At 60.6% G+C, this 19,495-nt stretch carries 20 protein-coding genes; 6 read left to right on the top strand and 14 right to left on the bottom strand.

All coding sequences use genetic code 11. From position 1 onward, the window contains the following. Positions 1 to 27: 27 nt before the first annotated feature. Positions 28 to 372: an SCO3933 family regulatory protein gene (locus AC5Y5W_RS05960; protein WP_011893911.1), complete on the bottom strand. Its 345-nt coding sequence runs from the start codon at positions 370 to 372 to the stop codon at positions 28 to 30. Between the two features lie 239 nt (positions 373 to 611). Between AC5Y5W_RS05960 and AC5Y5W_RS05955 the strand changes: the two genes are divergently transcribed. Both AC5Y5W_RS05955 and AC5Y5W_RS05950 read left to right on the top strand, forming a co-directional pair. Beyond that, positions 612 to 1,430 carry a hypothetical protein gene (locus AC5Y5W_RS05955; RefSeq protein WP_012394806.1) on the top strand — a complete coding sequence of 273 codons (819 nt, stop codon included), beginning with the start codon at positions 612 to 614 and terminating at the stop codon, positions 1,428 to 1,430. Between the two features lie 5 nt (positions 1,431 to 1,435). Beyond that, positions 1,436 to 1,903: an NUDIX hydrolase gene (locus AC5Y5W_RS05950; protein ID WP_012394807.1), complete on the top strand. Its 468-nt coding sequence runs from the start codon at positions 1,436 to 1,438 to the stop codon at positions 1,901 to 1,903. 10 nt (positions 1,904 to 1,913) lie between these two features. On the opposite strand, the gene AC5Y5W_RS05945 is transcribed toward AC5Y5W_RS05950, so the two are convergent. Next, positions 1,914 to 2,450, bottom strand: coding sequence for an HD domain-containing protein (locus tag AC5Y5W_RS05945; protein WP_012394808.1), 537 nt, complete (start codon positions 2,448 to 2,450; stop codon positions 1,914 to 1,916). 356 nt (positions 2,451 to 2,806) lie between these two features. On the opposite strand from AC5Y5W_RS05945, the gene AC5Y5W_RS05940 reads away from it, so the two are divergent. Next, positions 2,807 to 3,286, top strand: coding sequence for a transposase (locus AC5Y5W_RS05940; RefSeq protein ID WP_078321963.1), 480 nt, complete (start codon positions 2,807 to 2,809; stop codon positions 3,284 to 3,286). A gap of 136 nt (positions 3,287 to 3,422) precedes the next feature. On the opposite strand, the gene AC5Y5W_RS05935 is transcribed toward AC5Y5W_RS05940, so the two are convergent. The 10 genes from AC5Y5W_RS05935 to AC5Y5W_RS05890 all read right to left on the bottom strand — a co-directional run bounded on the left by AC5Y5W_RS05935 (position 3,423) and on the right by AC5Y5W_RS05890 (position 15,885). Next, the gene (locus AC5Y5W_RS05935; RefSeq protein WP_016889182.1) at positions 3,423 to 4,544 is read right to left on the bottom strand and encodes an acyl-CoA dehydrogenase family protein; all 1,122 of its coding nucleotides are present in this window, start codon (positions 4,542 to 4,544) and stop codon (positions 3,423 to 3,425) included. Between the two features lie 66 nt (positions 4,545 to 4,610). After that, positions 4,611 to 6,236 (bottom strand): fatty acid--CoA ligase, encoded by a 1,626-nt coding sequence (locus tag AC5Y5W_RS05930; protein WP_016889183.1) that lies wholly within the window; start codon positions 6,234 to 6,236, stop codon positions 4,611 to 4,613. 14 nt (positions 6,237 to 6,250) lie between these two features. Beyond that, positions 6,251 to 6,904: a transglutaminase-like domain-containing protein gene (locus AC5Y5W_RS05925; protein WP_012394811.1), complete on the bottom strand. Its 654-nt coding sequence runs from the start codon at positions 6,902 to 6,904 to the stop codon at positions 6,251 to 6,253. Further along, on the bottom strand, positions 6,901 to 8,358 hold the full coding sequence (locus AC5Y5W_RS05920; RefSeq protein ID WP_012394812.1) for a cytochrome P450: 1,458 nt from the start codon (positions 8,356 to 8,358) through the stop codon (positions 6,901 to 6,903). The genes AC5Y5W_RS05925 and AC5Y5W_RS05920 overlap by 4 nt, the downstream gene beginning before the upstream one ends. A 115-nt stretch (positions 8,359 to 8,473) precedes the next feature. Beyond that, positions 8,474 to 10,009, bottom strand: a complete 1,536-nt coding sequence (locus AC5Y5W_RS05915; RefSeq protein WP_012394813.1) for a flavin-containing monooxygenase — start codon at positions 10,007 to 10,009, stop codon at positions 8,474 to 8,476. Between the two features lie 61 nt (positions 10,010 to 10,070). Further along, on the bottom strand, positions 10,071 to 11,036 hold the full coding sequence (locus tag AC5Y5W_RS05910; protein WP_012394814.1) for an alpha/beta hydrolase: 966 nt from the start codon (positions 11,034 to 11,036) through the stop codon (positions 10,071 to 10,073). After that, the gene (locus AC5Y5W_RS05905) at positions 11,033 to 12,550 is read right to left on the bottom strand and encodes a flavin-containing monooxygenase (RefSeq protein WP_012394815.1); all 1,518 of its coding nucleotides are present in this window, start codon (positions 12,548 to 12,550) and stop codon (positions 11,033 to 11,035) included. The genes AC5Y5W_RS05910 and AC5Y5W_RS05905 overlap by 4 nt, the downstream gene beginning before the upstream one ends. 47 nt (positions 12,551 to 12,597) lie before the next feature. Continuing rightward, positions 12,598 to 14,097 carry a flavin-containing monooxygenase gene (locus tag AC5Y5W_RS05900; RefSeq protein ID WP_012394816.1) on the bottom strand — a complete coding sequence of 500 codons (1,500 nt, stop codon included), beginning with the start codon at positions 14,095 to 14,097 and terminating at the stop codon, positions 12,598 to 12,600. Continuing rightward, complete coding sequence (locus AC5Y5W_RS05895; RefSeq protein ID WP_012394817.1) at positions 14,094 to 15,017, bottom strand: hypothetical protein; 924 nt, start codon at positions 15,015 to 15,017, stop codon at positions 14,094 to 14,096. The genes AC5Y5W_RS05900 and AC5Y5W_RS05895 overlap by 4 nt, the downstream gene beginning before the upstream one ends. A 1-nt stretch (position 15,018) precedes the next feature. Continuing rightward, the gene (locus tag AC5Y5W_RS05890; protein ID WP_012394818.1) at positions 15,019 to 15,885 is read right to left on the bottom strand and encodes an SDR family NAD(P)-dependent oxidoreductase; all 867 of its coding nucleotides are present in this window, start codon (positions 15,883 to 15,885) and stop codon (positions 15,019 to 15,021) included. A gap of 252 nt (positions 15,886 to 16,137) precedes the next feature. On the opposite strand from AC5Y5W_RS05890, the gene AC5Y5W_RS05885 reads away from it, so the two are divergent. Then, a complete protein-coding gene (locus tag AC5Y5W_RS05885) occupies positions 16,138 to 16,647 on the top strand; it encodes a TetR/AcrR family transcriptional regulator (protein WP_461786723.1) in 510 nt (169 codons plus the stop codon). Between the two features lie 166 nt (positions 16,648 to 16,813). Here the strand turns inward: AC5Y5W_RS05885 and AC5Y5W_RS05880 are convergent, their stop codons facing one another. Next, on the bottom strand, positions 16,814 to 17,683 hold the full coding sequence (locus AC5Y5W_RS05880) for a metal-dependent hydrolase (RefSeq protein WP_012394820.1): 870 nt from the start codon (positions 17,681 to 17,683) through the stop codon (positions 16,814 to 16,816). 73 nt (positions 17,684 to 17,756) lie between these two features. Between AC5Y5W_RS05880 and AC5Y5W_RS05875 the strand changes: the two genes are divergently transcribed. Continuing rightward, positions 17,757 to 18,446, top strand: a complete 690-nt coding sequence (locus AC5Y5W_RS05875) for a TetR/AcrR family transcriptional regulator (protein ID WP_012394821.1) — start codon at positions 17,757 to 17,759, stop codon at positions 18,444 to 18,446. Between the two features lie 162 nt (positions 18,447 to 18,608). Here the strand turns inward: AC5Y5W_RS05875 and AC5Y5W_RS05870 are convergent, their stop codons facing one another. Continuing rightward, a complete protein-coding gene (locus AC5Y5W_RS05870; RefSeq protein ID WP_016889187.1) occupies positions 18,609 to 18,986 on the bottom strand; it encodes a PaaI family thioesterase in 378 nt (125 codons plus the stop codon). Here AC5Y5W_RS05870 and AC5Y5W_RS05865 point away from each other — a divergent pair. Then, entirely contained in the window at positions 18,954 to 19,238 is a 285-nt protein-coding gene (locus AC5Y5W_RS05865) for a hypothetical protein (protein ID WP_012394823.1), read from the top strand. The genes AC5Y5W_RS05870 and AC5Y5W_RS05865 overlap by 33 nt on opposite strands. Positions 19,239 to 19,495 lie beyond the last annotated feature (257 nt).

Raw genomic sequence — 19,495 nt, 5'->3', positions numbered from 1 at the left:
ACGAGCGCCGCGCCCCAGCAAATGGGGTTATTTCTGCGCGCGGGACGCTTGATCGCTCGGCGCAGCCGCGGGGTTGGTGGGGGTGATGGCGTCGGCACGGAACGCCACGCCGCTGCGATCACCTTGAGCCCAAGGGATAGCAACCAGACCCGCGACTGAAACAGGTTGGGTGACTGTCACTTTCGGATCCCCGGCGACGGTGACGTTGAGCACTTCACCACCGGTGTCATCCAACGCCAACAGCTGCGCGGCATACAGTGGCACGCCGGTGGCGGTGTCCACTTTTGGGCTGCCGGTCTCGAAGTTCAGCCGCGGCTCGGCCGCTCGGGTGACGATGAACCGTGTGCCTGATGTGTCGATTCTTAAACGCATTGTCCCGCTGTTCCTTTCGTGATCTGTTTGCGCCCGTTGCGGCGCTGGGCTCAGTTCACGTGGACATCGCGGACGTAGCGAGGGACGTTGGCAGGCATTGCCGACACTGCCGCAGACATTTCGGACACGACAGGGACATGCCCGTGGGCATCGGACGGGCATCACCGCCGCGGGGCGGCGGCAGTCGCATGGCAAACTAGGAACCACGCGCTGAGGATGGACAGGGATGACACGGAAAGATGTGCGCTGAGACGACGGGCGATCAGGACGGCGACGCCGAGGCCGCCACGATCCCCAACGATCGCCTCACCCAACGGCTGCACGCCAAGGGACTCTCCCCACAGAGGTTCGCCACTGCGGTGGGCGTGGATATCAAGACGGTGCGCCGCTGGCTGGCCAACATCGACTACAACGTCCGCGAGGACAACGCCCGCCGCGCCGCTAAGCTGCTTGGCTGCACACCGCACAACCTGTGGCCCAACCAGTATCCTGCCCCTACCGCGAGCGCGCTGGCGACGACGTCGCTGGGTGGTCCGTTCACCGCGACGCTGTATGCCAGCCGCACCCAGCTGCCGATCACGACGTGGCAGCAGCATTTCGGCGACGCCACCACCGGCATCGACATCCTCGTCCTGGCGGCCACGTTCCTGTTTGACACCCTCGACGGCTTCCTCGACATTCTGCTCGACGCCGCCGCCCGCGGTGTGGCGGTGCGGTTTCTCGTCGGGGATCCTGACACTGCCACCACGATCCTGCGCGGCAAGGAGGAAGGCATCGGCGAGGCCGTCATCGCCCGCTGCCGCACGTCCGTGGAGTTGCTCGCCCCGCATGCCGATACCCCGGGGCTGGATATCCGCACCCACGACACCACGCTCTACACGTCGATCTTCCGGGTCGACGACGCCATGATCGTCAACTTCCACATCTACGGCTCACCCGGGCGCAACAACCCCGTGCTTGTGCTGTCGCGCCACCACGAACCACGGCTCTGGGCCACCCTCGAAGACGCTTTCACCCAGGTCTGGGATCGCGCCAGACCGCTCAGCGCGAAAGGCTGAACCCTATGCGAACCGACTACTACAACGACCCCAACGCCCCGCTGCCCAACAGCGTCGTTCCGTCAGCCTCGGCCATCGTCACCGACGAACAGGGTCGTATCCTGCTGATCAAACGCCGCGACAACACCCTGTGGGCGCTACCCGGCGGCGGACACGACATCGGCGAAACGATTGCCGACACCGCCGTCCGGGAAGTCAAAGAGGAAACCGGGCTCGACATTGAAGTCACCGGCCTTGTCGGTGTCTACACCAACCCGCAGCATGTCGTCGCGTTCACCGATGGCGAAGTCCGCCAACAGTTCTCTCTGTCCTTCACCACCAAGGTTCTCGGCGGTACCCTGGCCATCGATCACGAAAGCACCGACATCGCCTGGACCGATCCCGACGACATCCCCAATCTGGACATGCACCCGTCGATGCGACTGCGCATCGAGCACTACCTGCAACACCGCGACAGCCCCTACCTCGGCTAACCGGCTGGGTTTACAGCCAATCGCGTACCCGTCGGACCGCCGCCAACAGTTCGTCGCGCCCCGCGTCGACCGCGCGGTGCACCGGGTCCTCGGGTCCATAGCGGCCCAACACCTCGATCAATCGATCTCGCGGTGATACCGGCGCCCCGTCCGGCCCGGTCGTCAGATCGCAAAAGGTCAACACATCCAGAACATCGCTGGGCGGATCGCTGAACGCCGCTAAACCTGACAAGCCGCGCTCGGCAGCTTCCGCGTGCGCCCCAGTATGGAACGCCACCAGGGAGGCGACCAGCTCCCGAAAACCCGCCGCCCGGGCAAACTCTGCGCCATCGAGCGGATGAAACCCGGTCCGGCGCAACGACGGTGCGTAGCCGATATCGTGCAGCCACGCCGCTGCCACCAAAGAGTCCGCTGTCTGGGCATCGAACCGCCGACTCAGCCGCTCGGCAGTCGTCGCGACACCCCGCACATGCGCCAACCGCCGCAGCTGCCCCACCAGTCGCGTCTCGGCCTCTCGCCGTGCACGCTGCGCCAGCATCCCGCTCACAACCGCCATCCTACGAGTCCCATCGCCATGGCGCAGACCCGCAACTGATGCTCAGCGGAGCCCGGGCCGCCATAGCCCGCGAGGAACCGGCGGCTACCTGCGGGCTTCGCTACACTCCCTCTGCTCCCGTCCGCTGGCGCTCCCGTCCGCGCCGCTCGCTACGCTTCGCCCTCCGTCCGCCGCCACACAAGCTTGCACACGACGACGAGCGCTGTACATCTCAACGGCCACGGCATCCTGGCACCACGACAAGCCAGGACTGTCCTCGCTCCTCGCCGCATCGAGACGCCGCGGGCAGCAGGCGCGACCAACGCCCGCCTGACCGCCGCTGGCCTGCGATGTGAGAACTTTCTTTACTGCTATCAAGTCGATGGCGGCACGTTGCCACCAGCTCGACACCGCAGCCGCCCGACTCGAACGCCACGTCGACACCATCACCGCCACCGCCGCACCCGAGCTACAGCGTCGGGCCCGACACCGCTGCCACGCTGCTGACCGCCCTCGGCGACAACCCCGCTCGGATCGGCAGCGACGCCGCTTTCGCCAAACTCTGCGGGGTCAGCCCACTGGAAGCCTCCAGCGGCAAAACGATCCGCCACCGGCTCAATTGGGGAGGCAATCGCGACGCCAACCGTGCCCTGCACGTCATCCTGGTGGTGCGCATGCGCCGTCACCAGCCCACCCGCGACTACTTCGTTCACCGCCTGGCCGAAGGCAAAACCAAGAACGAGATCATGCGCTGCATCAAGCGTACATCGCCCGCGAGATCTACCACGCCCTCCGCCAACCCAGCAGAAGAACCAACGAACTCATTGCCTGAAGAACTCATTGCCTGAAGATAGGAGCATCTGGTATCAACTCCCGAAGGGCACCCGATCCGCAATGTCCACCCATTTCGTGGCGATATGGCACCTCTGTAGATGCCATCAATCCTCCCAGGTGAGTAATGTGCAGGTGGCTAATCGTTCAGGGTCATAGGGAACGCGAGATGATTTCCTTCATCACCTCATTTGTGCCGGCGTAGATTTTCTGCACGCGCTGGTCCACCCACAATCTCGAGATGGGGTACTCGGTCATGTACCCATATCCGCCGTGGAGCTGCAAACAGTCATCGAGCACCTTCATCGCTCGCTCAGTGGTCCACCATTTCGCCATGGCGACGGTCTGGACGTCGAGTTGGCCCGCGAGGTGTAGGTCGATGCAGTAGTCCAAAAATACTCGTGCGATGCGCGTTTCGGTTGCAGCTTCGGCCAAGATGAATTTCGTGTTCTGGAAGCCGAAGACGGGCCGTCCGAACGCTTCCCGCTCACGGGTGTATTTGAGTGTCTGCTCCACGGCAAGTTCCATCGCCGCGACCGCCCCAACCGCGACGATGAGCCGCTCTTGAGGTAGCTGCGTCATCAGCTGAATGAAACCCTGACCCTCGGTCTCGCCCAGGAGGTGCGAGCGGGGCACTCTTACGTCGTCGAAGAACAACTCGGAGGTGTCTTGTCCGCGTTGGCCGATTTTGTCGAGGACCTTGCCGCGCCGGAATCCGGGTCGATCGGCTTCGGCGACGATCAGCGAGATGCCGGCGGCGCCCTGACTTGGATCTGTCTTGGCGACGACGATGATCAGGTCGGCTTGCTGACCGTTGGTGATGAAGGTCTTTGCGCCGGTGATCACGTACTCGTCACCGTCAAGAATTGCTTTGGTCTTGACACTCTGCAGATCAGAACCGGTCCCTGGCTCCGTCATGGCGATAGCACCGATCATTTCGCCTGAGGCCATCTTGGGCAGCCACTGCCTCCGTAGTTCTTCGGCCGCATACTGGAGGATGTAGTGCGCGACGATTCCGCTGTGCAGCCCTGCGCCCCATGAGCTGTCCCCGACTCGGGCTTGCTCTTCGAGTACGACGGCTTCGTGCGCGAATGTGCCGCCTCCCCCGCCGTATTCTTCGGGTATGGACATGCAGAGCAGGCCTAGTTCGCCGGCTTTGTGCCACAATTCTCGGTCAACTTGGTGCTGGTCTGCGAAACGTTGCGCATGTGGGGCCAATTCGGTCGAGAAGAACTTCGCGGCAAGGTCACGAAGCTCGAGCAATTCGGCGCTCATCCAGGGAGAAATTGATGCTGTCACAGGATTCCCTCTCGGCTGTTCAATATCAATGGGTTTGATTTCTTAGGACGTTTCGATCTGATACTCGCCGGCGGAGTGACGCGCGCGTATGGCCTTCTTGTCGTATTTCCCGACGCTTGTTCGGGGAATCTCAGACACGAAGCTCCACCGCTCCGGGATCCACCACTTGGCGACCTTGTCCAACAGAAACGCGCGCAGTCGGTCGATGTCGACCTCGGCTCCACGGTGAACCACGACCAGGGCGAGCGGTCTTTCCTGCCATTTGTCGTCGGGAACTGCCACCACCGCAGCCTCGTAGATCGCCGGGTGACCAATCAGCGTGTTTTCCAGCTCGACTGAGGAGATCCATTCTCCACCTGACTTGATGACGTCCTTCGCACGATCGGTCAGCGTGAGATACCCGTCCGGGTCGATCCGGCCGACGTCGCCGGTGCGCAGCCACCCTCCGTCGAACTTGTCCGGATCATCGTCGCCGAAGTAGGCGCCGGTGATCCACGGGCCTCGCGCCTGTATTTCACCCGCTGATCGACCGTCCCACGGCACTGTCTTCTTGTGGTCGTCACGCAACCGGATCTCGACACCGCACATCGGCCGACCCTGGCTTTCGCGCATCTCCCACGCACGGGTCTCGCCTACTCCGTGCGCTGCGCGTGCGACGGTAGCCAGCGGCGAGGTTTCGGTCATGCCCCATGCCTGCACGATAGGCACGTTGTACTTGTCTTCGAATGCCCGCATCAGCGAGACGGGGACTGCCGATCCCCCGCAGGCAACCAGCCGAAGTGAGGAGATGTCCCGGGCGGGATTCGATTCCAGGTATCGATCGACATCGTTCCAGATCGTCGGCACTGCACCGGCGATAGTCGGCTGAGTCTCTTCGATGATCGACACCAGCGGCGCGGCTTGCAGATGGCGATCGGGTAATACCAAGTCCGCACCAGACATCAACGCCGCGTAGATCAGTCCCCACGCATTGGCGTGAAACATCGGGACAATGGCCAGGATACGGTCGGCCTCGCTCACTGCCAGGGCGTTCGACGTGCAGGCGGTCAGTGCATGTAGGTAGGTCGAACGGTGGCTGTAGACAACACCTTTGGGATTTCCAGTAGTCCCGCTGGTGTAGCACATGGCCGCGGCGGAACGCTCATCGATCTCGGGCCAATCGAAAGTCTCCGGTTGCTGCGCCAGGATCTCCTCGTAACGCAACACCGTCTTCCCGCATCGCTGCAGCGGAGCGAGGTCGCCGCCCCCGGTGGCGATGACCGTATGCACCGACTCCATCGCTGGTAGCGCACTAGCCAACAATGGCGCAACCGACGCATCCACCAGGATGATCTGATCGCTGGCATGGTTGGCGATGTACGCGAGTTGCTCTGGAGCCAAACGAATGTTGAGGGTGTGCAGCACCGCGCCCATGGAGGGAACCGCGCAGTAGGCCTCGAGATGTTCTTGGTTACTCCACTGAAAAGTGGCCACCCGTTGATCTGCCGTTATTCCGAGCCCGCGCAACGCATTGGCAAGTCGGCCCGCTCGCCCCAGGACGCTACGGTAGGACATACTTCGGTATCCAATTCCGTCGGGGGTGATCACCTCGCTGTTTCCGTGAATGGAGGCGGCATGGCGGACAATTGCCGAGATTGTGAGCTGGACGTCTTGCATCGTGCTGTGCATTACGCATCGGCCCTTCAGGCGAACAGGTCTGGATGGCGACTCGCATCGCCTATGAGCGTCCCGTAGTGGGTTCTGAGCGCTTGCAGGATCTCTGCCAGCGGTAGATCGTCGAAGGCGCCTCGATCCCTCAGATATTCCATGTGTTGTGTGCCGTCACCGGCGAACCCGTGCAGCAGGGCGTCTGTGCGCCCGTCGAAATCAATTGGCGGGACGCCGAACCGTGCGCATAGCTCGCGATTGAACGCCGGAGTTGCCTTGACCCAGACACCGCAGAGATGCATGAGGCTGTATCCGTGGTAGACGAAGACGTCGGTACCGCCCATCCGCTCACGCAATGTCTCGGTCTGAAGGTGGTTTCGGACATCGGCGAACCCCAGCCGCGCTGGGATGCCTGCTGCTCGGCAGGCCGCCGTCAAGAGCACCGCCTTCGGGACGCAGTAAGCGCGGTCTGCAGTTGCGATGGTGCTGGCGCGATACGCATGCGGGTCATCGGTCACGGTGTAGGGGTCATACCAAATCGAGTCGCGGACCGCAGTGAAGATGGCTATGGCCTTCGTGGTGTCGTCGACCGCGCCGCGGGTCGCCGATGCAACGAAGTCGCGTACCGATTCATGTTGCCAATCGAGGAACTCCGTGGGCTCCAGGTAAGGCGAGTTCTCACCGCTCATCGGTGCCGCAACGTCACAGGCAGTCCGTCCACGGGAATGGGCAGCGAGGTGTTGTCCCAACGCACGTGATAGTCGTTTGGGACCGTCCAAGTGTAGGTACGCAACATCTGGTGCAGGATTGCCTTCACCTCGAGTGTGCCGAACTGCATCCCAATGCATTTGTGCGCCCCCCCGCCGAACGGCACCCAGGCGAATCGGTGCTGTTGGTCCTCGCGCCGGGGCTCATCGAAGCGCGACGGATCGAAACGGTCCGGGTCGCTCCATATTCTGCGGTCGAAGTGATTTACGGCGGGTGTGATTGCGCACAAGGTTTCACGGGGGATGTGATAGCCGTCGATGGCGACATCGCGGACGGTCTTGCGCATCACCAGCGGAACGGGCGCCAGCAGACGCAGAGCTTCTTTGAGGATCAGATCGAGGACCGTCATCCGCTCCAGTTCGTCGATATCTGGCGAATCGTGACCGAAGGACCGCGCCTCCGCCGCTGCCTTCTCCTGCCACTCAGGATGTTTAGCGAGGAAGTAGGTGACAGCAGTGGTGGTGATCGTGGAGGTGTCATGGGCGGCCATCATGAGAAAGATCATGTGGTTGATCACATCCTCGTCGGAGAACCGTTCACCGTCTTCTGTGGTCGCCTGGCAGAGGGCGGCGAATAGATCGTCGGTCTCGCCTGCACGCGCGGCCGGCAGGTGTCGGGAGAAGTAGTCCTCCAACACGCGCCGCCCATGCACGCCGGCGCGGAACCTGGTGCCCGGGAGTGGAACTCGCACAAAGGAACTCGCCGCGCGAACAGTGGACACGAACGCCTCGTTGACAGCAGCGCTCTCGTCCTTGCCGCGGCCACCCATGAAGACATCCGTGGCAATATCGAGGGTGAGATTCTTCAACAACGGGTAGATCCGGACCGACGGACCGGTCGGCCACGCGGGCACGGCTGCGCGAACGCACGGGGCCACCTGCCCGACATATCCGGTCAGGCGAGGACGCGTGAACGCCTCCTGCATGATGCGCCGGTGCATCAAATGTTCGTCGAAGCTCATGAGCATCAACCCGCGATGGAAGAAAGCATCGATCAGGAAGGACCAGCCATCTTGAGAAAAGGCCTTGGCTTCGCTTGTGAACGCCTCACGCGTTGCGTCTGGACCGGCGATGACCACCATTTTGGTACCGAATGCGCCCATCCACGACACCGAGCCCAAACGTTCGTAACGCTCCCGACTGAATTCTGAACCAAATCGGATGTAGTCGACAGTGTGCCCCAGCAACGGGAGTCCAGCGTCCCCTAGGACGGCTCTCAGCCCAGATCCGGCGGGGGCCGGCGCAAGTTCCCGGACTCTCCAGTCCCGACTCCACTGTCGCCATTTGTCATCGACGACGCGGGGGGCGGGCGCCAACAGGACAGACGTCAACCGCTCCTTGGGGTGACGCGTGATTGCGAGAAGCTGATTAGCCACGATGCCTCCTGGGCGCTCTGCTGCACGGGTATCTGGTAATAGTTTACATAGATGTGCTGAATGTCAATATTCGAACAGTTAACAGTGAAATGTTAGACACCGCCTGCGACCCGGATCATCTGCGCAGCCTCGCGCGGTTCTCACTCGGGCCGTCTAACTGAAGGCGTTCAACGTGCCTGAATAGATAATCGTGACTGCGTGGTTTGCGGGTGAGGATCCGGTAGGCAAATGTAGGCCCAGGCCAGTTCGTCGGGATCGCGCCACTCGAGGTCGTGTACCAGCTCGCGCAAAGCGCCCACACCGACCTTCGCAGCCGCCGGCTCAATCGTGTGTTGTAGCTTTGCTCGATGTCTGGCCTGACGTCGACCGTACGCCCTGGGTCACTCGCCAAAATCTTGATGAGGGCACCGACATAGCGGACCTGAGACTCGATCATGTAAATGATCGACCCGGAACCGACATTCGTGTTCGGGCCATAGAGGAGAAAGAGATTCGGGAACATCGGGACTGTAATGCCCAGGTATGCGTGCGCCTGCGTCCCCCACACCTCGTCCAGAGTCACTCCGCCCCAGCCGCGAACACGCATCGGGGCGAGGAAGTCGGTAGCGCGGAAACCTGTTCCGTAAATGACGACATCCGCGCGATGGAGTACGCCATCGTCGGTCACGACTCCCTTGTCGCAAAGCTTCGCAACCGCGTTGGTCACCAACGAGACTTCACCGTTGGCAATCGCGGGGTAGTAATCATTCGAGAACAACACCCGCTTGCACCCCGGCGCATCTGATGGCGTGAGTTGCCGGCGCAGCATTGGATCGGCAACCTGCCGATGGAGGTGGTAGCGGGCGACCGCGCCGAGAATGCGTGACAAGGGCTTCGCGTCGACCAACGTCACTGCGAGCACTTCAAAAATCAGCCATACCGCGAAACGCTCAAGACGCAGCCACAGCGGCAGAACCTTAATCAGCTGTTGGTGAAGACGTCCGTACCTGCTGTCCCACTTCGGCAAAATCCAAGGCGCCGTGCGCTGATACAGCGTTACGCGCTGTGCCTCGTGTGCGATCCGTGGCACAAACTGTATCGCGCTTGCGCCTGTCCCGATGACGGCTACTTCCTTGCCGCGCAGCGATACCGAATGGTCCCAACGCGCCGAATGAAAACGCGGCCCCTCGAAGGTGTCTTCGCCGGCAATATTCGGCGTATGAGGTCGCGAGAGCTGCCCCACGGCCGAAATCACGACATCGCACCAGATCGTCTCGCTGGATCCGGTCACCAAACGCCAACGGCCGGCCTGTTCATCGAAGGTCATCTCGACGACTTCGGTCCGCGTGCGCAAATGCAGGTCCATTCCGTCGGCCAGGACGAGTCGGCGAAGATATTGGAGTATCTCGGGCTGTTCTGCATAACGTCTCGACCAACGAGTGTTGGGCTTGTCCGAGAGTGAGTACAACGCTGACGGCACGTCGCAAGCCGCTCCTGGATAGGTGTTGTCGCGCCAGACGCCGCCGATGTCTGCAGCCTTTTCCACCATGGTGAAGTTGGTGAATCCGTCCCTCTTCAGCTGATGGGCCATGGCGATACCCGCGACGCCGGCCCCGATGATCACTATCGACGGATCGTGTCCTCGAGGATCCCTCGCAAAGCCGCCTGTCATGAGACAGCTAAGAAGCAGTTGATGGCGCGGTGGCAGTGGAGCATCCACGGTCCCAACACTTTCACCGGTGGGCCGAAGCTTTCAGGAAGTTTCCAGCGCGGTGGATCGCCTCACGAGCCTCGGGCAGGATTCGGAACATGGCTTGGAACACGTGGATCTGTCCCCGGTACACCTGTATCTCAACGCTTGATCCGGCCGATCGGAGGCGGTCGGCAAGATGCCTCGAGTCATCGATCAACATTTCTCTTCCGCCTACCTGAATCAGGATCGGTGGCATGGACCTGAGGTCTGCGTCGAGCACGCTGATTCGCTCATTGCGGTGATCTGCACCAGCCACGTACAGGTCAAGAGCGCGGGCCGCGGACCGAGCAGAGGCGAAAGGATCACGGCGGCGAAGTTCGCGTGCCCTCGCGAGTTCACATGTCAGATCCAGGACCGGAGACATGAGAAGCATCGAATCCGGCAGCGGCAGTCCGTCACTACGTGCGCCAAGGGCGGTGGCCATCGTGAGCTGGCCGCCCGCCGAGTCCCCGGCCACCGCAACACCGCGTTCGCCGGAAGCCGAAGGCTGCCCTGTGACGAGCCAGCGGTATGCGTTCAGTGCATCGTCGGCGGCAGCGGGAAAGGGATAGCGTGGAGCTAGCCGATACCTCACCGCAAAGATGGGCCGACCGCTCGCGGAGGCAAGTTCACCGAGCAGGCCGCGGTGGGTAGCCGGTGAGCACATGGAGTAGGCGCCGCCATGAATGTAGAGCAACGGAACCGCGTGTGGATCGACTGCAGGAGAAGTGATCCAATCCCCGCGTATCTGATTCCCGGCGAACTCGGTATCTATTGTGCGAACCGCCACGCTTCGGCGGGGCCGCGATCCCACAAGCGCCATCCGGAGTACGCGATCCATCACCGCGAGGCCGTGGGCGCTCGACGGGATGAGTTGCGACAGCGGACGCAGTGTGTTTCGCGAAGTCATTGCCACGAAATGACTTGCAAGACTGGGGCGCCGGTCCGCCGCATCAGTGTTGGTCACCGTGCGCCAACGGATTCTGCGCGACGTTCAAATCGGTAATCGGAGAGCCGGAAGGTGCGGCTACGCCAGTAAGTCTCCAGGGTAGTTGACGGACGCAACGGAACATCGCCGTGTTTGTCGAAATAGTAACTGTTGGCATTGGAACAGCTCGGCTGCCAGAAAACCTGTCGATGTCGGCGGCTAACCATGTCACCGAAGTAGCGATCGTTCGCCTGCTGTCTGACCTCTACGTAATCAGCCTTCAGCGTGCGCGCACGACGAAGACAGCGGACGATATGCCGACTTTGCGCCTCGATGAGTGTGAAGTACGAGGAGCCGTTGTAACCATAGGGACCGAAGATATTGAAGTGATTCGGGAACCCTGGGACGCTCACACCCTCGAAGGCTTGGAGGCGGTGCTCATCCCACCAGGCAGACTGCTCCACTCCACCGCGTCCCTTCAGCACATAAGTCGGCATATTGCCCGACTCCATCACTTTGAACCCGGTGGCCAAGACCATGACATCGATCGGATAACTCTTGCCATCTTCAGTGTGAACCGAGGCATGGTCGACATGGGTGATGCCGCTGGTCTCGAGCGAAACATTGCGACGGTTGTACGTTGCGAGATAGGAATTGTGGAAACTCGGTCGCTTACAACCCAACGAATAGCGAGGAATGAGTTGGTCTCGAGTCACCGGATCGTCGACCGCCCGACGCATATAGCGTTTCGCCGCCTCTTCCATGAGGTCCGACACAGGGATCAACGAGTGAAAATGAGCTGCGATGGGAAATGTGAACTCGACGAACGCCTGACTCGCAGTGCGCGTCATCAGTTGTGCCCCTGGCACCAACCGCATCACTGTCGCGGCCCAGCTCGGTATGGAGAAATCCGGCTTCGGCAAGCAGTAAATCGGCGTTCGCTGGAAGACCGTCAGACTTGATGCGATCTTCGCGACTTCGGGAATCAGCTGCACCGCAGATGCCCCAGTCCCGATCACCGCCACCCGCTTACCGGTGAGATCTTTCGTATGGTCCCATCTGGCCGTATGCAGCGTCACGCCGGCGAAGTCGCGCACTCCTGGAATATCAGGCCACTTCGGCCGACTGAGAACGCCAGAGCAATTTATCACAAAACGCGCGGTCAGATTCTGACCAGAGGAGCAGCTCAGCCGCCATAGTGCGGCGCCTTCGTCGAAACAGGCTTCGTCCACAGTCGTGTTGAACCGGATGTAATTTTGGAGTCCGTATTTTTCTACACACCGCTCTGCATAAGCCTTCAACTCATCCCCGTGAGCGTAAGTACGTGACCAGGATGTTCGCATCTCATAAGAGAACTGGTAACTATAGGACGGAATATCGACCGCTATTCCCGGATACGTATTCCAGTGCCATGTACCGCCGACGCCATCGGCGTCATCGACTATAAGAAAGTCCGCAAATCCGGCCTTCAACAGGCTGATCGCTGTACCAATCCCAGAAAACCCGGCTCCGACTATTACAATTTCGTAGTGCTGCCCAGACTCAGAACCCATTACTTCCTCACGTGCGCTTTGATGTTTACCCTATCCGCTGCTGCAGTTCAGCGTGTTTGTGTCAACTTCAGGTCAGCATCGTCACGCCGAGTGATATCGTAATCCCGCATATCCAGACGGGACAGTTCCCTGGTGAACTGAGTCGCAAAGCCCGGATACATCGTGCCGTTATAGCCATCCTCTGTTAAATACCAGCTGCTGCAACCCGAGTTCCATGTCGTGCGTCGTAACCGCCGCTGAATATTGGAGTGGTACGCGTTTTGGCTATTCTCTTTCACATCCAGGGTATGGACTCCGTTACCTTGGTCGCGCAAGAGCTCGATCGCTTTTACGATGTAATCGATTGCCGCCTCCATATATAGAAGAGCGGAGTTGTGGCCAGGACCGGAATTAGGCCCGAAAGTGAAGAACAAATTCGGATACCCGGCCACACTCACGCTCTTGTAGGCAAATCTCCCCTCAGACCACGCGTCTTCGAGTTTTCGCCCGTCGCGCCCCAGGATCGGAAATGGCGTACCGCGTTTACACACATCGAAGCCTGTCGCGAATACTATGCAGTCCACCTCATGCTCGATGCCGTCGGCGGTTCGAATTCCGTTCGGAGCCAGTGTGGCGATCGGCCAGCTGACGAGTTTGCAGTTATCGGCCTGGAGAGCAGGGTAATAGTCGTTAGTCATAAGCATGCGTTTGCACCCAGGTCTGAACTGCGGTGTTAGCTGACGTCTCAACCAGGTATCCTTCACCTGCCGACGCAGATTCGCCTTCGCGGCCGCTTGGATGACAGATGTGGCAGCGGTATCCCAAACCATGCCCACGGCCATGACCTCATGCGCCCAAAACCACGCACCTCGTAGGGCCTGTTCGGTTGCCGGCATGCGCTTGAAAGTCGAACGCGCCCAGGCCGGATGCCGGAAATTCACCCTCGGTAGGACCCAGCCGGGCGTCCTCTGAAACACCTTGACCGACGCCGCCAACTGGACCAATTCGGGAACGATCTGCACAGCGCTCGCCCCGGTCCCGATAACCGCCACCCTCTTACCGCTCATGTCATAGGAGTGGTCCCACCGAGCACTGTGAATCTTTTTCCCCTCGTACGACTCGATGCCACGAATATCCGGGAAACTGGCGTCAGCAAGTGGTCCGCTAGCCATCACGACTGAACGGCCCCGATACCGCCTGCCGCCGGTCGTGTCGACAACCCACTCTCCGGCATCCTCGTCGAATTCCAGTGCACTCACGTCCGCACCGAAATGAATGAACCTCCCAAGATCGTATTTCGCGACAATCGCGTCGATATAGGCGAGGATCTCTGCGCTCCCCGAGTATGCGCGAGTCCAGCCTGGGTTCGGCTCGAACGAGTAGGAGTACAGCAATGACGGAATGTCGCAGGCGGCGCCGGGGTAAGTGTTGTCACGCCAGGTGCCCCCGACGCGATGTGATCGCTCCAAGATGACAAAGTCGTTAACGCCCGCTTGAAGCATTCTCATCGCCGTACCGATACCCGCGAAGCCGGCGCCGACGATCAAAGTCGTTACCGTGTCCGTCATTTAGCGACCGGTTCATAGGTCAGTTCATCCGTCCATGAAGGCGGTCGCCCGAGTACTTGCACGGGGAAGATGTCGATCGCATTGCCTAAGCGCTGGGAAACGAAGTGAAGGGGTTGGGACCGCTTGATCGAGGAGGACATGTGGGCCTTCAAGATGTGATATCCAGGCACCCTCCGCGTGTGCTCACTGCGGTCCCCGACATTGCCATATCGCGTCACCGCGTTGTACAGCTTCTCTTCGGATAGCCCCATCGCGTTGAGATTCATCAACATGCGCGTGAGAAGCGGTATATACAGCAACGCGCCAGTGAGAATACGGGGGTCCATCACAGCGCCGACCGTTTGGATTGCATGGATTCGCATGGGACTGGCGCCGAGGTCATTCAGGACTTGAAAACCTACTGCAAGGTGCCGCGATTCGTCGCTGTTGACCTTATTGAATACTTCCCCGCAAATTGGGTCGTCGACCTCATCAAGGAGAAATTTCAGCAGGGCCCCGTCCAGCGCGGTCTCCAGTGCGGGAATCGCGGCGCCGATGACAGTCAGAGGAAGAGCCTCAGCGTACCGATCTAGCCACTCGATCACGAGACGGATGTTCTTATTCGGTACAGGCTTTTCGCCTTCCTCGATCATGCCCCAGCGACGCATCAGAGCAAGTTCGGCGTTGGCGTGACGCTGCTCCTCGGCGTGAAAGTAACGGTAAATGTCTCCGAGCGCTTCGAAGGGCGCCTTCGGGGCCATCGCAGCAAAGGCGCGCGCTCCGACATGCTCAATCCACACCACGTCGGACATGAATTGCTTGAGTTTGGGACGCTGTTCGTCGGTGATCAACTCCGCACCAGGGGCGCCCCAATCGATATCGGCGAGAGCCCATTGCTTGTTCTTGATCGTCTCGAGCATGTCGCTATATGCGAACGCCATTTCACTGCTCCCTCTGTTCGGCTGGATCGTTCCATGAGGCCACGCGCTCCACCAGCCCCAACGCCCGCGTAAACTGACCGGGTAAAGCTCTTTTCAGTTGCCACAAAATTTTCGCGTCCAGTTGGGGCACTACATAGATTTGTCCGCGATCGTGCGCGTTCAAGGTCGTTCGAGCCACTTGATCCGGCGAAATGCCGGTCCACCTCATCAGGTTGGTCGCGAGTTTCGCCGCCGACTCCTCAATCTGAGGATTTTTGGCGATGTTCGTCTTGACGAAGGTGGGGCAAAGCACTGTGACATTGACGTTAGTACCGCTCAGTTCGGCCGCCAAGGTCTCGGACAGAGCGAGCACTCCGGCCTTACTCACGTTGTATGCCCCCATTCGGGGCGCCGAGCCGAAACTCGCGGCGGACGCCACATTGATCACTCCGCCACGGCCGTTGCTCCGGAGCCGGGGAACGAAAGTCTCGCACCCGTAGATAACACCCCAAAGGTTGACAGAAATCGCAGCGTTCCAGTCCTCGACCGACGTAGCGCCGATGCGATTGCCGCCCGCACCGATTCCGGCGTTGTTGATCACCAGGCTCGCCGCCTTGCCAAACCAGTCTTCACTGGCATCAGCGAGGTTACGGACCTGCTCAAGGTCGGTGACGTCGCATACGACGTCGAAACCCTCGCCGCCGGCCTGCCTCACCAACTCGGCCGACTCTTTCGCAGTGATGGGGTCTTTGTCCGCACACACAACACGTCCACCTCGGCGTGCAAGCTCAACGGCGAACGCGCGGCCGATACCGCTCCCTGCGCCTGTGACTACTGCGTGGGCGCGGTGGGTTCTACCTGGTGAACTACCGAACGGCAAGAACCTCATCTGCTTGCCTTTCGGATCGCGACACTGATTTCCGGTGCGGGAGACCATTGATTTGGGGGCATCAGCCACCATTGGTGTCGCATGCCACCAGTTTGGTCGTGAGCCCGACGTTTTGTCAAGATGTTTGATGTGCGGTCGAGAAACACGCGCTGGGGTGGTCGGACCGGTGCTGAGCGTCGAGCAGAGCGACGGCAGCAATTGATCGAGGCTGCGACCGAGATTTGGAGTGAGAGCGGTTGGGCCGCAGTGACTATGCGCGGCGTGTGCGCCCGGACAGGGCTCAACGATCGATACTTCTACGAGGACTTCAAGACGCGCGAGGATCTTCTCGTCGCAGCGTGGGATGGCGTTCGCAATGACATGCTCGGCGAGGTTTCCGCGCTCTTCGACGAGCGTGTGGATCGGCCGCCGATCGAAACCATCACCGCGGCGATCGCCATCGTGGTCGACCGGATCGCACGCGATCCTGGCCGGGCGCACATCCTCCTCGCTCAGCATGTAGGTAGCTCACCGCTGCAAGATCGCCGCGCTGTGGCGCTGCAGGAGGCAACGCAGTTGGTCGTCGAGGCAAGCCGGCCACATCTCAGAGAAGACGCCGACGAGACGGCCCTTCGTATGGACACTTTGGTTGCGGTGGGGGGGTTCGTCGAAGTCATCACGGCCTGGCACTCCGGTTTGCTCGCGGTGACCGAAAAGGAAGTGGTCGCGCACACGAGCCGACTGGCTGAAACCTTGGCTCAACGCTACGTCGTCAGCGGCTGAGGCTTAACCTTTCCGTGAGTTTCGAGGCCGACTGCACTTGTCTGTATGACTGTCGCCTTGACCCGCCACCGGGCATCCAATCCGTGACGACAGGCGCGCTGTCGATTGTTTGGAGGAACGACGCAGAAACAGTGTCTTTCTGCGTCGCCCTCCTCACGCACTTTTGCTACCCCGGCTGAGCGATGACCTTCTGTGAGCCGTCTTGGTCGAACAGTTCCTTGCTCCATCGCTCCAGGACCGCGGTGCTGTCCCAATCATCAGGGTGGAAGCCGGGGCGGTTGTACGAACGGAATCGCTGCAGCGCATCGGCGGTGAACATCGGGGTGCGACTGAAGCGACGTAGGCTACGCACCAACGTGACCGGGTTATACGAGGCCTTGTCAGAGGCCATCGACAGCGCAGTCTGCAGAATGAGTTCGCCGAACAGAATTGCAGAGGCGATCCGCATGCCCCGTACGCGGGTGCGCTCGGTGCCTCCAATCAGCCGATAGGCGTCGAAGGCGACGGCTTTGTGCTCCGACTCCTCGAACGCATGCCACAGCAGAATCGGTCGAACCTCTGTCTGTCCGATGAGCTTCTGCGCGTCATCGCTGGTGAGAATGATTTCAGCGAGCGTCGCGGTGTAGTGCTCCAATGCAGAGGTCATCGACAGCCGCATTTCTGGCGAAAAGCGCCGCTCCAATCGCTTGATCAGGCGTGCGACGTGGCGGTCGATCCGCGCGGTCGGATAACCCATGGCCTGGAGCCGTTCGTTGAGGAGCCGATGCTGGTGTCGGTGTGTGGCCTCTTGCCCGATGAAACCCTTGACCGCTGTCAGCAATTGGGGATCGTCGATGGAACTCTGGAAATACTTGACCGAGCGGATGAAGAAGTCTTCCCCTTCCGGGAAGGTCGCAGAAAGCACCGAGATGAAATGGCTCATCACCAGGTCGCCATCCACGAAGTGTCGCCGCTTCGTGGAGGTGGGCATGGGGAAACGAACGCGCCGGGGTTTTGGCAATACACGGCTCTTGGTCGAGGCTCGATCTTCCGGCATCTTGACGGGGTCCTTCCTCCGTTGCGTGATCTGACTTTAGGCCTTGTCACATGAGACTGCCAGAATGTAGGGCATGAGTCCAGCACGTGTTTATGGCGGGCTGTCCGCAACTCAACGCGATGCGCAGCGCCGCGCACTGCTGATTGACGCCGCGGTCGCGCTCATGGGCAAGCAGGGAGCCGCCGCGTGCACCGTGACCGCTGTGTGTACGGAGTCAGGAGTGACGAGCCGGTACTTCTACCAGCAGTTTCGCGACAGAGACGCGCTCCTGCGTGCGATGTTCACCAAGATCTCCACCACCTTCCAAGCCGTGATCACCAAGGCGATACCGGATGACACCGTTGCTCCTCAAGAACTCGCTTACGCTCCGATAAAGGCCCTGGTTCAGATGATCGAGAACGATCCCAGCATGGCCCGCATATTGTTTGTCGAATCGGGCGCTGAACCCCTGCTTCGGCAGCTGCGAAGCGAACTGATGTCCGAATTTGCGGAGCTCGTCCTCAGAGAGGCCCGCCTGCATCTCGATATACCCAGCGAGGTGATTCAGGTCGCAGATCTCGCCGCTACCTACGGTGTCGGGGGCCTGTTCGAGATTCTCCGTCGCTGGATAGACGGACAACTAAACCTATCGACCGAAGTGCTTATCGAGCATTGTGCGGGTTTTCTCGGCAGTCTTGGCCTGTATACCCTCGGCCAGAAACCTGACCCGGCCGCTTCGCACATCCAGGTCGATATCAACTCCCCGGCGGGCCACAACAGATGAGACCGGCGGTATTTTCGCCGACACGCTGCGGCGTCACGCTACCGAAGGCTGGTACACCACGATGTGGTCGAGTACGCGTTTGCTTAGCAAACCCCCTGTCGGCCCCGGTTCAATCCTGAGCAGCCTGCGCCGGTTGAAAAATGAGCAGATTTACGGGTTGAGTCATCCTTCCCAGGGTGGTCGCGCAGTGCAGCGTATTGACGACGCCTTCTGTATGGAGCTAGTGAAGTGATCCAGCGTGACGACGACGAATAACCCGGACGCGGACGCGACCAGCTGGCCGGTGGCTTCCTCGCGCAATTCTGTCCGCACTTCGAGTTTCCGGCCGGTTCTGGACACGAGCTCCGCGCTGACCTCGTAGGGAACCCCCAGCAATACCGGCGCGAAGAACTCGGTGTCGAGCTTACGGGTGACGGCCATCTCACCGACGACGTAGAGCAGCATGCCCACCGTGTCGTCAAGAACCGTCATGACTGCGCCGCCATGTGCGATCCCGGGTGCGCCGCGATGTCGGCCGTCGAAGATATGCCTGGCGCCCACCCCGTCGCCACGCCGACGCGCTCGCAGGCGATGACCGTGCGGATTGTCTGTGCCGCAACCAAGGCACCACGGATGGTGCGCATCGAGGTAGTCGCCGTCGGCGGCGATAACACGATTCTGAAAGTTATGCCACCACGCGATGGCCGAATCTTCTTCCGCTTGCTCGTCGATGACGAAATCCTCCTAAATAGGACCACGCAGTGCATGGACCACCATGCGACTGAAGAACTGCGCCGACGTCGGCTGGGCTGATCGCCCGAAGACAGTATGTAAAGGACTCGTTAGCCCGCCGAGATCATCGCTGCGGTACACCTTCCAGTTCCGTCACTATCAGCCATTTGGTCCTGCCCCGCAATACGCCCTCGACGCTGTCGCCGCATAGCTCGCCCGATAATGCTCGGGGTCGTCGTCGGTGCTATAGGGGTCATACCAAATCCTGTCCCCCACAGCGGTGACGGTCAACCTCGCCTTCTGCACAAGGGTCACGAACGTCACCGACCGCGTTCTGG

This window comes from Mycobacterium sp. NGS51 (assembly GCF_059812525.1).
The sequence above is the reverse complement of the archived record's forward strand: the minus strand, read 5'-3'. Positions and strand labels throughout refer to the sequence as shown.